This is a genomic window from Alishewanella sp. HL-SH06, assembly GCF_052656265.1.
The window spans coordinates 1314780-1328162 of record NZ_CP199752.1 but is presented as its reverse complement, the minus strand read 5'-3'; the positions used below and the strand labels follow the sequence as shown (position 1 = coordinate 1328162).

At 46.4% G+C, this 13383-nt stretch carries 12 protein-coding genes; 3 read left to right on the top strand and 9 right to left on the bottom strand.

Annotated features, from left to right (window positions below; translation table 11 throughout):
* Nucleotides 1-99 precede the first annotated feature (99 nt).
* Both ACUJFK_RS06160 and ACUJFK_RS06155 read left to right on the top strand, forming a co-directional pair.
* Nucleotides 100-594 carry a peptidylprolyl isomerase gene (locus ACUJFK_RS06160; RefSeq protein WP_226749785.1) on the top strand — a complete coding sequence of 165 codons (495 nt, stop codon included), beginning with the start codon at nucleotides 100-102 and terminating at the stop codon, nucleotides 592-594.
* A gap of 3 nt (nucleotides 595-597) precedes the next feature.
* Nucleotides 598-1338 carry a UDP-2,3-diacylglucosamine diphosphatase gene (locus ACUJFK_RS06155; RefSeq protein WP_445426362.1) on the top strand — a complete coding sequence of 247 codons (741 nt, stop codon included), beginning with the start codon at nucleotides 598-600 and terminating at the stop codon, nucleotides 1336-1338.
* Here the strand turns inward: ACUJFK_RS06155 and miaE are convergent.
* Nucleotides 1319-2107 carry a tRNA isopentenyl-2-thiomethyl-A-37 hydroxylase MiaE gene (gene miaE / locus ACUJFK_RS06150; protein WP_445426361.1) on the bottom strand — a complete coding sequence of 263 codons (789 nt, stop codon included), beginning with the start codon at nucleotides 2105-2107 and terminating at the stop codon, nucleotides 1319-1321. The two genes, ACUJFK_RS06155 and miaE, sit on opposite strands and share 20 nt — an antisense overlap.
* Nucleotides 2108-2294: 187 nt before the next feature.
* On the opposite strand from miaE, the gene ACUJFK_RS06145 reads away from it, so the two are divergent.
* A complete protein-coding gene (locus tag ACUJFK_RS06145; RefSeq protein WP_445426360.1) occupies nucleotides 2295-2894 on the top strand; it encodes a Yip1 family protein in 600 nt (199 codons plus the stop codon).
* Nucleotides 2895-2985: 91 nt separating this feature from the next.
* On the opposite strand, the gene purF is transcribed toward ACUJFK_RS06145, so the two are convergent.
* From purF to ACUJFK_RS06105, 8 genes are all read right to left on the bottom strand, one after another.
* On the bottom strand, nucleotides 2986-4497 hold the full coding sequence (gene purF, locus ACUJFK_RS06140; RefSeq protein ID WP_226749781.1) for an amidophosphoribosyltransferase: 1512 nt from the start codon (nucleotides 4495-4497) through the stop codon (nucleotides 2986-2988).
* Between the two features lie 17 nt (nucleotides 4498-4514).
* Nucleotides 4515-5003, bottom strand: coding sequence for a CvpA family protein (locus ACUJFK_RS06135; RefSeq protein ID WP_226749780.1), 489 nt, complete (start codon nucleotides 5001-5003; stop codon nucleotides 4515-4517).
* A gap of 128 nt (nucleotides 5004-5131) precedes the next feature.
* Entirely contained in the window at nucleotides 5132-5785 is a 654-nt protein-coding gene (locus tag ACUJFK_RS06130) for an SPOR domain-containing protein (RefSeq protein WP_226749779.1), read from the bottom strand.
* Nucleotides 5786-5793: 8 nt separating this feature from the next.
* Nucleotides 5794-7071 (bottom strand): bifunctional tetrahydrofolate synthase/dihydrofolate synthase, encoded by a 1278-nt coding sequence (gene folC, locus ACUJFK_RS06125; RefSeq protein WP_445426359.1) that lies wholly within the window; start codon nucleotides 7069-7071, stop codon nucleotides 5794-5796.
* A gap of 6 nt (nucleotides 7072-7077) precedes the next feature.
* A complete protein-coding gene (accD, locus tag ACUJFK_RS06120; RefSeq protein ID WP_445426358.1) occupies nucleotides 7078-7950 on the bottom strand; it encodes an acetyl-CoA carboxylase, carboxyltransferase subunit beta in 873 nt (290 codons plus the stop codon).
* Between the two features lie 151 nt (nucleotides 7951-8101).
* Entirely contained in the window at nucleotides 8102-8890 is a 789-nt protein-coding gene (gene truA / locus ACUJFK_RS06115; RefSeq protein WP_226749776.1) for a tRNA pseudouridine(38-40) synthase TruA, read from the bottom strand.
* A 51-nt stretch (nucleotides 8891-8941) separates the two neighbouring features.
* Nucleotides 8942-12133 carry a FimV/HubP family polar landmark protein gene (locus tag ACUJFK_RS06110; RefSeq protein ID WP_445426357.1) on the bottom strand — a complete coding sequence of 1064 codons (3192 nt, stop codon included), beginning with the start codon at nucleotides 12131-12133 and terminating at the stop codon, nucleotides 8942-8944.
* A 225-nt stretch (nucleotides 12134-12358) separates the two neighbouring features.
* Nucleotides 12359-13378 carry an aspartate-semialdehyde dehydrogenase gene (locus ACUJFK_RS06105; protein ID WP_226749774.1) on the bottom strand — a complete coding sequence of 340 codons (1020 nt, stop codon included), beginning with the start codon at nucleotides 13376-13378 and terminating at the stop codon, nucleotides 12359-12361.
* Nucleotides 13379-13383 lie beyond the last annotated feature (5 nt).

The window sequence follows — 13383 nt, the reverse complement described above, 5'->3', positions numbered from 1 at the left end:
CGATTAGTTTAGCATTGGCAGATGCTAGCCGCTATCCTTGCTTTATGATTTGACGGCAGTGCGTTAGAATGACGCATCTGTAATGATAAGGAAAAAATGATGGTTAGCTTACATACTAATTTTGGCGTGATTAAATTAAATCTTTTTGCTGACAAGGCACCGGTGACCGTGGCTAACTTTATTAGCTACGTGAAAGATGGCTTTTTTGACAACACTATTTTTCACCGGGTGATTGACGGCTTTATGATCCAAGGCGGTGGTTTCACTGCAGATATGCAGCAAAAAGAGACAAAAGAAACCATTAAAAACGAGGCTAACAACCGCGTCGCGAACAGCAAAGGCACCATCGCTATGGCGCGCACCAGCGATCCGCATTCTGCCACCTCACAGTTTTTTATCAACGTTGCTGATAATAGCTTCTTAAACTTCAGTGCTGAAAACGCTCAAGGCTGGGGTTACTGTGTATTTGGTGAAGTGGTTGAAGGTATGGACGTGGTTGAAAAAATCAAAGCGGTACGCACGGGGCGTAACGCTGGTCACAGTGATGTACCGGTTGAGCCCGTAGTGATTGAACGTGCTGAGCTGAACGACTAAACCATGTCACACACGCTGTTTATTGCAGATTTGCATTTATCAGCAGAAAGGCCTGATATTACTCAGGCCTTTATACAGTTTATTGCACAGCAAGCGCCAGCGGCCGATGCACTGTATATTTTAGGCGATCTGTTTGAAGTCTGGATTGGTGACGATAATCCCGAACCGTTACTCGACACCGTTGCCAAGGTGTTAAAACCGCTCAGTCAGCACACGCCGATTTACTTTATCCATGGCAATCGTGATTTTTTATTAAAACAACATTATGCCAAACGTGCGGGGTTAATTTTATTACCGCAACAGCAGGTAATTGATCTTTACGGCACCCCCACCCTCATCATGCATGGCGATAGCTTATGCACGATGGATGTGGCTTATCAAAAGTTTCGACGTTGGTGGGATCAAGCTTGGTGGCAACGATTGATGCTCTCATTACCCCTTTTTATTCGGCAAGCTTTAGCCCGCAAAGCGCGCGCCAAAAGCGCTATAGCCAAAGCACGTTATCAAACAATGGGTAGCGCCAACATTATGGATGTTACGCCAACGGAAGTGCCTAAAATAATGGCCGAGTATACCGTACAACATCTGATCCATGGCCACACACACCGCCCTGCGGTACATCAATTAACCGTCAACAACCAACCCGCTTTGCGCTATGTGCTGGGAGATTGGTATAGTCAAAGCAGTTATCTCAAGGTAACCGCCGATCACTGGCAACTGGTCTTTAACCCGCTTGCGCCATAAGCTCAGGCACTGGGCTACCACTATGAAATTTAAAGTCGTTATCCGCGGATAAAATTAACTCGGCTTCCTTCTCACCAAAAAAGGCTACGCGCGCACTGATATCCTGCCCAGCAATTTGCTCTGCAAGTTGCAGATAATCTTGATAATGCCGCGCTTCTGAGCGCAATAAAGACAAATAAAACTGACCAATATCCGCAGGCAAATACGGCGCTAAAGTAGCAAAACGCTCACAAGAGCGTGCTTCGATGTAGGCTCCACAAATAAGCTTATCAATCAAAGCCGCTGGTTCATAAGTGCTAACATGACGCAACAAACCACGGGCATAGCGACTTGATGTGATTTTTTCATAAGGCACATCATGTTGCTGCATCATTTCAAGCACTTGATAAAAATGATGTAACTCTTCTTTAATTAACAACACCATCTTATCGATAAGTTCTTGGCCATAAGCTGAATTCGATTTCGGTAACATCGACTTTTTCAGTTTTATATCCGCTAAGGCTTGCCATGTGCCCTGCTGGCGATAAGTAAAGTCTTCATAAGGTTTCAGCCATTGTAGTAAGGCATCGGCACTTTGCTCATCTACCGCATAACGCCGGATCAGATACATCGCGGATTGCGCCGCTTTTAACTCACAAATCAGATGATCAGTTAACAGCATCGGTAAACGAGCCGGTTGCATTGCTTCATTTAACCAAGCTTGAGGCGTACTGCAGTGCAAAAACTGCTGAATGGGTGCTAATAAGGTCTGATATTCGTGGCTTAACATAAGGCGGTCTACTGATTGAACACGCCGCGCAGTATACCCGAAGGTAGCAATGTGCTCCAGCATCGACATGAAATGTTGAATTTTTCAACATTGTCCTTGACGAATCTGAATTATTCAACCATAACTTTAATACGGGTAAATTTTTTAAGTTCCCGCACAAGGCGCTTCAATAATAAGGATAATAACGATGATTCTAAACCATTTGTGGGGCATCTACGCCCATCCAAAAGAAGAATGGCATACCATTGATGCCAGACATGAAAGTTTACGCTATAGCTTAATTCACATTTTACTGGTTGCTTTGATCCCTTCCATTTGCGCGTACTACTCGGCAGTGCATTTAGGCTGGAGCATTGGCGTTGGCGAAAAAATCTTTTTAACCGCAAATAGCGCTTTAATGCTGTCTGTTGCGATGTATTTTGCCTTAATTATTGGCGTGCTAGCGCTAGCACTTTTAGCACATTGGATGGCCCATACTTTTGGTGCTGAGCCGACTTACACTCAAACCTTAGAGTTGTCGTCATATACATCAACACCATTGTTTATGGTGGGTTTAGCCGCCTTATACCCCGAACTATGGTTTGTGATGGTTATGGGTTTAGCGGGCTTAACGTATTCAGTATATTTACTGTACGTTGGGGTGCCTATCTTAATGCACATTCCTGAAGAGCGCGGTTTTATTTATGCCAGCTCGGTGGTTACGTCAGGTTTAATTTTGTTAGTGACTTTACTTGCCGCCACTGCTATTTTATGGAGCTCGGGCTTTGGCCCTGCTTTTACCCACTGATGGTAAAACCAAACGCATAATAATAAGACAAGGTAGACAGTAAAACGGCTGCAATTGCAGCCGTTTTTTATACTTGCAACAACGACTTGGTTTAACCTTCGTTGTAAGTTTCTAAATTGGTTGCCATGTTCATGCTAGACGCCGCTTTCACATCGTCACTACGTAATTGATCAAGACGATTTAAATAATCTTGATCAATATCGTTGGTAACATAATGACCATCAAACACCGACGTTTCAAAATGGGTAATGTCCGGGTTTTCTGTTCTCACTGCGGCAATCAAATCTGGCAATGATTGGAAAATCAGGGCATCCGCGCCGATGATCTGACAAATACTGTCCACATCATGACCATGAGCAATGAGCTCATTGGCTGACGGCATATCAATACCATACACATTCGGGAAACGTATTTCTGGTGCTGCCGAAGCAAAATACACTTTCTTCGCACCCGCTTCGCGCGCCATTTCGATGATTTGACCCGAAGTGGTGCCACGGACGATTGAATCATCCACCAACAACACGTTCTTTCCTTTAAACTCTTGCCAAATCGCATTCAATTTACGCTTAACCGATTTTTTACGCTCTGTTTGGCCAGGCATAATAAAGGTACGGCCAATATAACGGTTTTTCACAAAACCTTGGCGGTAAGGTAAATTTAATACATTGGCAATTTCTAAAGCCGCATCATTACTGGTTTCTGGGATTGGAATAACCACATCAATATCCAGATGCGACCATTCCCGTTTTAATTTTTTACCGAGGTAAGTTCCCATCGCGACACGAGAAGCATAAACCGAAATATTGTCGATGGTTGAATCAGGACGCGCAAAATAGACATACTCAAAAATACAAGGGGTATAACTTGGGTTCTCGGCGCACTGCATGCTGTGTAATTCACCTTCCTCGGTGATGTACACAGCTTCACCTGGTGAAATATCCCGTAATACGGTAAAGCCATCCGCATCAAGGGCTACGCTTTCTGAAGCGACCATATACTCAGTACCCGCCGCAGTTTCACGTTTGCCCATCACTAAGGGGCGGATCCCGTTCGGGTCACGGAAGGCGAGCAAACCATGGCCAATAATCAGCGCCACCGCTGCATAACCGCCTCGCACTTTGCGATGCACATTGGCCAGCGCTTTGAAGATTTGCTCAGGCTCTAGCTTCATATTCGGTTGAATGGCTAATTCGTGCGCCAACACATTTAACAACACTTCTGAGTCAGAGGTCGTGTTCACATGACGACGCGCTAAACGAAAGATTTCGTCTTTTAGCTCATGCGCATTAGTCAGATTGCCATTGTGCGCTAAAGCGATACCAAAGGGGCTGTTAACGTAAAATGGTTGCGCTTCTGCGGTGCTTGACGAACCAGCGGTAGGGTAACGCACATGCCCAATTCCGATATTACCGGCCAGACGCTGCATATGACGTATCTCAAATACGTCTTTGACCAGACCATTGGCCTTGCGCAAGCGCAAGGTATTATTATCGACCGTAACGATACCCGCAGCATCCTGACCACGGTGTTGCAAGACTGTCAGACCATCATACAGCGCCTGATTAACGGGATACTTACCTACGATTCCAACAATACCACACATTGATTTTTCCTCGCCGGCTATGGCTTTTGCATAAAACTAGAACGGCTTTGCAGATATTCGAAAAACCATTCAATAATAAAACCAAACTCAGGGATCAAGCTAGATTGGCTCCACCAATCAGCCGCCGCCGCAGGAGTAAAGGCGTCAATAAAAAATAATACGGCACTGACCACTAACACACCGCGCAACGCTCCAAATACCAGCCCAAGCAACCTGTCTGTGCCAGATAAGCCGGTAGACTGGACGAGTTTGCCAACGACATAGTTGATCAGCGCGCCCACAATAAGCGCGCAAATAAATAAAATGGCAATAGCGGAAGCATTACGCAGCGTGGGTTCAGAAATATTTGTGAAAAAACTGGCTAGATGGGGGTAATACGAGCTGGCAATAAAGAAAGCCGCGATCCATACGGTCAAAGAAATAGCTTCTTTTACAAAGCCTCGGACCAGACTGATCACAGCGGAGAGAGCTATGACCGCCAAGATGACAAAATCAACCCAACTCATTTGCTACCAAAGGTTGCCTAACAACGGGGCGCATTCTAACAAATTGCCGACCCAAATAGCTAGGGAATGTTCATAAACAAGTGATCCGTTTGTTTACTAGAAACGGAAAAGACTCGTGTCTATCAAACTCAGTTGATTTCTGTAGGTTGATAATTACTGATCGTCAGCTTTGCAATACCGGTTAATTGTTGCAGCTTACCCAGACCTTGCTCAAGACGCTCGCGCCGTACTTCAGGACCAACAAAAACACTGGTTAACGGCTGGCCATTGCTGTTAGTAATGCTGCGGGTAAAGGTGGCAAAACCGGCTTGTCTTAATTTTGCCTCTAACGCACTGGCGTTTTGCGGATTACTAAAACTACCTACTCGAACCACCCATGCAGCTTGATTAAGCGCTACGGCCGTTTTCGTTGGCGTTGTGCTTGGGGTTGCTTCAACAACTTTAGTAGGCGTAGCAACTTTTTCAGCTTCGGTTGTGCCGGCGGTAACTTGGGCATATTGTTGCGAGGGTAAGTTAGCACTATCACTGCTATTATCAGCGTCATCCAAGACATCGACATCATCTATCAGCTGGCTGTTAACGGCTTGTTGTTTGGCCGCAAACTCATCATCAGGAAACGGCTGAACCTGTTGTACACCAACGAATTCTGGGCGATCGGGAATAACTTTAAAATCATCTTTAACAACTTGTTTTTCACCATCGAGTAAGTCTGGCAAAAAGATAATGCCGGCCAAAACCAAAATACTGGTACCCAATAACCGATGTTTAAATTTTGCTATCATTGCCCCTCCTACTGAAGCGCCAATACCGCAGAAACGGTAACAAAAGAGCCGAAAATGACCAAGAGATCCGTAGGCTGCAAGGCACTGACGATAGTCTGATAAGCCTGAGCAACAGAGTCATGCTCAGTAGCGTTAGATGCACTGGCCTGATCGACACTGGCCAATGCCTGCTGTAATTGCGTACTGCTGGCGCCGCGGTTACCCGGTAAGCTGACAAGATGCCATTGCGTCACACAAGACGTCAAGGGCTGTAATGCTTGGCGCACGTCTTTGTCTTTTAACATGCCAACTAAGGCAATAATTTGCCGATAGCGCGGCTGCAATAATTGTAACTGCATCGCTAAATAAGCCGCCGATTGCGGATTATGCGCTACATCTAACAAAATAGTTGGGTTTTGTTGCAACTGTTGCATACGCCCGGGCAAGGTTAACGTGCTTAAGCAGTGCTTTAACACGGGTTCGCTTGGCAGCTGCCCTAATTGTTCTAACACCGCTAAACTGGTGGCAACGTTTTGTACTGGCACTTGTGGTATGGGTAAGTCCGCAAACTGTTGTTGCTGCCCTTGCCAATGCCATTGCTCTGCACTAACGTGATAGTGAAAGTCGGTTCCCACTTGCTTTAACACAGCACCTAGCGTCGTGGCCACCTGACTCAAGCTGGCTGGTGGCGTTAATTCGCCAGATATCGCCACCTTAGCAGAACGAAACACGCCGGCTTTCTCTCGACCAATACTTTCACGATCTGGGCCAAGCCAATCTTGATGGTCTAAATCAATTGTGGTGATGACGCTGATGGTCGGATCGACAATATTTGTTGCATCTAAACGCCCGCCCAGCCCAACCTCAATTAAACAGTAATCGGGTTGCTGATCACGTAAAATGGCAAAAGCCACCAAGGTCGTAAACTCAAAGTAACTTAATGGCACATCAAGCCGTAATTGCTCAACTAATTGAAAAGCGGCCAGCCAATCGGCATCAACCACATCAGTACCATTGAGGCGTAAGCGTTCATTAAACTGCAGTAAATGCGGTGAACTATAAACACCGACCGTAAAACCTTGGGCCAGCAGCAAATGCTCTAACGTACGAGCGGTGGTGCCTTTACCATTGGTACCGGCTATCAACACAACCGTTCCAGGCAGTTGTGCCAAATCACCGCGAGCAGCCACTTGCCGCACACGATCTAAGCCAAGCTCAATTTTATCAATCGGATGACTTTGCTCTATATAACAAAGCCAATCGGCCAGAGTTTGGCACGATTGGCTATTTAATTGTTGGACCGACATAAATCCCTAGGATGCATCACGCTCCGCCACTGGCGCAGGTAGTCGCATAAACTTAGCCATAAGTCGGGCAATTGTATCGCGCATTTCACGGCGGTCAACAATCATATCAATTGCACCGTGTTCTAATAAGAATTCACTACGTTGAAAGCCTTCTGGCAGCTTTTCACGTACGGTTTGCTCAATAACCCGAGGACCGGCAAAACCGATTAACGCTTTAGGTTCACCGATGTTGATATCGCCCAGCATCGCTAAACTCGCAGAAACACCACCCATAGTTGGATCAGTTAATACCGAGATATAAGGCAAGCCTTGCTCGCTCATTTTCGCTAATGCCGCACTGGTTTTCGCCATTTGCATTAAAGAAAATAAGGCTTCTTGCATACGAGCGCCGCCACTGGCAGAGAAACAAACAAAAGGGACTTTATGCTTTAAAGCATATTCGACACCGGCAACAAACTTAGCCCCCACCACGGAAGCCATCGAACCGCCCATAAACTCGAACTCGAAGGCTGCGGCAACAATTGTATTACCATGCAAAGTACCGTGCATCACCACCATCGCATCTTTTTCATTAGTGGCTTTTTGGGCAGCAACAATACGATCTTTGTATCGCTTGCTGTCTTTAAATTTTAGCAGATCTTGTGGTTCAAGCTCAGCGGCTAACTCATGAGTGCTGCTCGCATCAAAAAAGCTTTGTAAACGCGCACGAGCCGATACACGCATATGGTGATCGCATTTAGGACAGACACCTAGATTGCGGTCTAGATCCGCTTTATACAGCACCGCATCGCAAGAAGTACATTTAGTCCAGACACCTTCTGGAATATTGCGGCGACCAGAAGACGATGTCCTAGGTAGAATCTTTTCTAACCAACTCATAGAGGTTTCCTAATCTGTCATAGTCGATAACACAGGGCTAACGACGGAAAAATACGTAAAAAACACTGATATAGCGTAAATGCCGCTATTAAAACACATATTGAGTACTGTCGAATACAGAAAACTGGTCTTAGTAGTCAGTGCTATCTGCCTAGGTAGCCGGTAAAAACAGCGGCCCTAGTGCCACTTTCGGGATCGCAAACTGCTCAGGGTAATCGACTTCGACTAAATACAAACCACCCGGCTTCGCCGTTGCAGCAGCAAGATTACGATCTTTACTGGCTAACAATTCAGCTAACCAGCTTACAGGGCGGCGGCCCATACCAATTTCCAGTAAACTGCCGGTAATATTACGCACCATATGATGTAAAAAGGCATTGGCTTTAATGTCTATGACAATGAAATCGCCTATTCGTGCGATTCGCAGATGATGCACATTTCGAAACGGCGTATTTGATTGGCACTGCATAGCGCGAAAAGCGCTAAAATCTTGTTCGCCCAGCAAGGCAGGTGCCGCTTGCTGCATTAAGGCTATATCAAGATCTTGATGGTAATGACTCAAACCCGCCCGTAAAATGGCCGGTCGATATTTATGATTATAGATGACATAACGATAACGACGCGCCGTTGCGCTAAAACGGGCATGAAAATCATCAGGAACCTCTTTGGCCCAGCGCACAGCAATTTGATCAGGCAGCTGAGCATTTGTACCCATCACCCAAGCTTTCATATCGCGATCAGCACTGCAATCAAAATGCACGACTTGACCGGTTGCATGCACACCGGCATCGGTGCGACCGGCACAAAATAATTCAATCGGCTGATTAGCCACCTTGGCTAATGCCTGTTCCACTTCTTGTTGCACGCTGTTGACTTCGCGCTGACGCTGCCAGCCATAAAAGCTGGCACCATCATACTCAATACCTAACGCAATTCGCATCACTGGCCCTCTGTTAACTGCGCGGATTATAGCGCAGCTAACCGATTATACCTACTCTGCTCTGAGCGCTTTCACTTCTGCTTTTATGTGTTCAGGCGCGTTGGAAGTGAGAATTTCTCCAATCAGCAGTTCTGCACTTTCGGCTTCATCCATTTCTAAGTAAGCGCGAATCAAATCCAGTTTGCCGGCAAAACCTTCATCTTCTTTATCAACGTCCATCTTAGTATGTTCGCCAATAATACCGGCATAATCCTCTAAGCCGACATCCACATTTAATTGATTGAAACGCTGCTCATCTTCATCAGCATGCTCCATGGCAGATAACAAATTATCAATTTCAACAAAGTCATCATCTGAAATGGCCGGCTCATCGCTGATCTCCGCGGCTGTAGATTCGGCATTAGAAATAGCGAAAGCATCGTTGGCCTGCTCAACATCGTTGTCTGCCTGGGTAACGTTTTCATCTACCGCTAACTCATTTAATAACGAATCGAACTGACTGTCTTCCAGCTCGGTTAGGTTAAATTCCTCTGGGCTCAGTTCTGGGATAGCATCTTCGTCTTCGTTTTCACTCTGCTCAGCTAAGGCAGCAGCTAATTCTTGATCGCTAAATTCTGCAGCAGACTCATTGGTTAATTGCTCAATTTGCTCGGCAAGCTGGCTAAACTCATCGTCATCCGCAGTATCGTCTGACATGGCTAATTCAGGATAGCTGTCCAGTACTTTACTGGGGTTTTCTACAGACAGTGCCGCTTCTGAAGGGCGCGTGACTGAATTATCCTCATCTGAAGCTAAGTCCAGTAATAATTCTGCATCGCCTTCTGGCTCGGCATCACTGTCTAAAGCGACATCAGGGAAATGCTCTGACGATTCCGCTGTTAGAGCATTCTCAACCGCCTCTTCGTCAGCCGATGTATCTGGTCGGGTTAGCTCTGCCGCAGCATCATCAGTGTCCGTTGTGACAGCATCATTAAGCGCTGCAGCTTCAGAGTGTTCTGCCAACTCATCGGCAGTCGCGTCATCAGGTTCAGTTAATAAGTTCGTAAGATCATGGCTAAACTCGTCTTCTGCCGTTAACGTCTGGGCAATATCAGACTCAGCGTCTTCGTTCAGCAAATCGGCAATCTGTTGCACGGATGTTGCGTGCTCTGAGGCTTTTCGAGCAGCGCTGCTTTCGCTGCTATCAGAAGCGGTCTGCTCATTCAGCTGCTCGTCGATAGCAGGTAACGCGATGTCTTCAGCTAGGCTTAGTTCGTCACTCAACCGCTTAGCAGCGGCAAGCTCGGGCTCATCATCAATTAACGCTTCACCTGCTGCCAGTTCGGTTTCTTCCGGCAGCTCAAACTCAGTCACTAAATCATCATCAGCCGCCGCTTGGTCAGTAATAATGTCATCAACACCGCCTTGTGCAGTGGTGTCGATTAAATCCATGTCATCAAGCGCTTCAAGGGTGAGTTCATCGACATCCGCCTCACGAACCTCAGGGGCTGTCGCTTGCGATTGCTCCGCTGCCGCTTGCTCTAAGATATCGTCAAGCTCGGCATTCAATTGCTCTTCATCTGCAGATAAGTTGTCTGCATCTTCCGCTTCAATCGATTCTGCAGCCAATTGCTCGGCAAAGTCATCTAAATCAGAATTATCAAAACGGGCTTCTGTGGCTAATAAACGTTCGCGCTCATTATCTAACAGTAACTCGTCAATATCATCAGCATCGAGTTCGTCTGTTGCGGCATCGACTGCCTCGTCAGCAGACCTATCCAGCACATCGTCGTTAAGCTCTGCGGCTTCTTCAAGCTCATCATTATTTGTCGGCACGGGCGTAGCGTAGGGCTCATCATCCGGCAGCTCAACTTCAATTTCTTCAATATGATCGTTAACATCATCTGCAGTCTCGCGCTCTGGCGCAATAGGTTCTGCTGCTAGCTTGGCTGTTTCTGCCTCACTCGGATCCGCTAACTCAATAACATCATCATCGTCATCAGCCATTAATAAGGCCGATAAATCCGTATCCGACAAAATATTATCCGGGTCGAAATCTAATTCTTCCACGCCTTCTAATTGAATATCGTGCTCTTCCCGAACCGGCGTTACCGGATCTAAGGCGTCGTCATCAACATCTAAACGATCATCATCCATGCCATCTAACATGTCCGTGCGCAGTGGATCCGGCTCAACTAACTCGTTAATTAAAATATCGTCACTGAAATCCGGTAATGTATCATCTTCAAGGCTATCATCTAGGGCACTGACTGCACTTGGGCTGACTTCATCAAAATCGTTTTTAAACAGATCGTCATCCATATCGAGCAGGCTTTCGTCAAAATCCTGACTATTGTCGATAGGTGGCACCGGTGATTTATAGCCTGCCGAGGTCTGTGGCTCTTTGATCGCATTCGCTACCGCTTCTTCGGTTTGCCGCCCACGCCGTTTAACCCAAGCAATAAAGCCCATCAATAACAAAATAGCGGGTAACGACGCAGCAAGCGCCCACGTAATCGGATTGTTGAGCCAATTGGAGGCTTCTGCTTCTGCAGCTGCGGCGGCTGCAAGTTGCGCGGCTTCCTCCGCTTCGCGTCGGGCTTGTTGCTCGGCCAAAATTTGCTGCTGTTGTTGTAGTAGTTGGTTAAGCTGCTGTTGTAACAAGCTGTCTTCCGCTAATTGCGCTTTTAAGCCTTCAAGCTCTTGTTCCACTCGCCCTAACGAACCACGTAATTGCTGGTTTTCCAGTGCTATACCTTCAATTAATTGAATGGAGTCTTGATATTGATCTTTTAGAGCGTTCAGCTCTGCAGCGGTTTGTTGCTGCACGACATTAGGTTTATTAGCTTCTTCGCGTGCTTTGGCGCGGGCAGCAGCATCACGCGCGACTTTTTTCGCCCACTCAGCATCATCGCTATCGGCTTTACGTCGAGCGACTTCGGGATCAACCAAACGAATCTCACGCAACTCAGGGACAATTAAAATGGCACCAGGCCGTAAATGATTGAAGTTGGCGTCATTAAACGCACCAGGGTTTTTCATGAAAAGTGCGTACATCACTTGGAATGTCGTCACACTGTCGCTAGGTTTGACTTGCTCGGCGATACGCCACAAAGTGTCGCTGGGTGTTAAAGGGCCAAATTGCTTTTGCAATAGCACACTATCCGCGTTTTTCGGGCCACGGATCTGCGTCGGCGCAGACTGAGCCAGCACCATCGACGAAAAATTGACTAACAGCAAAAGTAAAATTATACGAACAGGCATCAGGATTCCTTAGCCGAGCACCTAGACTCACGTTAAAGCAAAATCATATGATAGTGTTATGCAAGCAGTGTTCCATTATTACTGCTGCTGACTCAACAAATATAATGCAGTTAGCCTCGGCTTACCAGTAAATAGCAACAAGCTCTGTTGTTTACCGCTATAAATAACGCAGAGCGCCCTAAGGCGCTCTGCGATTTGTGACTCAATTAACCCGCCAAAACGGTATTACAAATAATCACGAATTAAGTGCTCAGCAATTTGAATACTATTGGTGGCAGCACCTTTGCGAATATTATCTGCCACAACCCACAAGTTTATGCCATTTTCATGGGTAATATCTTGCCGTATACGCCCAACAAACACCTCATCTTTGCCTGTTGCGTTACTCACCTGCGTTGGAAAATCAGCGTTATTTTCAAATAACACCACGCCTGGGGCATTCGCTAAGAGCACTTTAACTTGCTCAACGGTAATCGGCATCCGCGTTTCTATGTGGACCGCCTCAGCGTGACCAAAAAACACCGGCACACGTACCGCTGTTGCATTAACACCAATGCTGTTATCACCCAGAATTTTTTGCGTTTCCCAATGCATTTTCATTTCTTCTTTGGTGTAACCGTTATCCATGAACACATCAATTTGCGGGATCACGTTAAAAGCGATCTGCCGAGCGAAATGGCCCCCTTCTTCTAAAGGCCGACCATTTAATAACTGCGCTGTTTCTTGGGCTAAGGCTTCAACTGCCGCTTGGCCAGCACCGCTTACCGATTGATAAGTCGCCACATTAATACGGCTGATCCCCACGGCATCATGAATGGGCTTTAAAGCGACCAACATTTGGATCGTAGAGCAGTTTGGGTTAGCAATAATATTACGATTACGATAATCTGCAATGGCTTCTGGGTTAACTTCGGGCACTACTAACGGAATATCCGCTTCGTATCGATAGTGTGAGGTGTTATCAATCACCACACAGCCTGCATCTGCGGCTTTTGGAGCATAAATAGCTGACACGCTACCACCGGCTGAAAACAAACCAATTTGAGCTTGACTCCAGTCAAAAGTATCCGCATCTAACACGGTAATTTTTTTGCCTTTAAAGGTAACAGTGCCACCGGCAGAGCGGCTGCTAGCCAAGGGAAATAGCTGGGCAACAGGGAAATCGCGCTGCTCTAATATTTCAATTAAATGTTGGCCTACCAAGCCCGTCGCGCCTAAGACTGCGACATTATATTGTGACGCCATCTGAT

Bases quoted from the DNA above. Each gene is read 5' to 3' on its own strand.
- ACUJFK_RS06155 (WP_445426362.1), top strand. From the start codon at position 598: ATGTCACACACGCTGTTTATTGCAGATTTGCATTTATCAGCAGAAAGG.
- ACUJFK_RS06145 (WP_445426360.1), top strand. From the start codon at position 2,295: ATGATTCTAAACCATTTGTGGGGCATCTACGCCCATCCAAAAGAAGAA.
- miaE (WP_445426361.1), bottom strand. From the start codon at position 2,107: ATGTTAAGCCACGAATATCAGACCTTATTAGCACCCATTCAGCAGTTT.
- truA (WP_226749776.1), bottom strand. From the start codon at position 8,890: ATGCGAATTGCGTTAGGTATTGAGTATGATGGTGCCAGCTTTTATGGC.
- ACUJFK_RS06135 (WP_226749780.1), bottom strand. From the start codon at position 5,003: ATGAGTTGGGTTGATTTTGTCATCTTGGCGGTCATAGCTCTCTCCGCT.
- ACUJFK_RS06160 (WP_226749785.1), top strand. From the start codon at position 100: ATGGTTAGCTTACATACTAATTTTGGCGTGATTAAATTAAATCTTTTT.
- ACUJFK_RS06110 (WP_445426357.1), bottom strand. From the start codon at position 12,133: ATGCCTGTTCGTATAATTTTACTTTTGCTGTTAGTCAATTTTTCGTCG.
- purF (WP_226749781.1), bottom strand. From the start codon at position 4,497: ATGTGTGGTATTGTTGGAATCGTAGGTAAGTATCCCGTTAATCAGGCG.
- accD (WP_445426358.1), bottom strand. From the start codon at position 7,950: ATGAGTTGGTTAGAAAAGATTCTACCTAGGACATCGTCTTCTGGTCGC.
- folC (WP_445426359.1), bottom strand. From the start codon at position 7,071: ATGTCGGTCCAACAATTAAATAGCCAATCGTGCCAAACTCTGGCCGAT.
- ACUJFK_RS06105 (WP_226749774.1), bottom strand. From the start codon at position 13,378: ATGGCGTCACAATATAATGTCGCAGTCTTAGGCGCGACGGGCTTGGTA.
- ACUJFK_RS06130 (WP_226749779.1), bottom strand. From the start codon at position 5,785: ATGATAGCAAAATTTAAACATCGGTTATTGGGTACCAGTATTTTGGTT.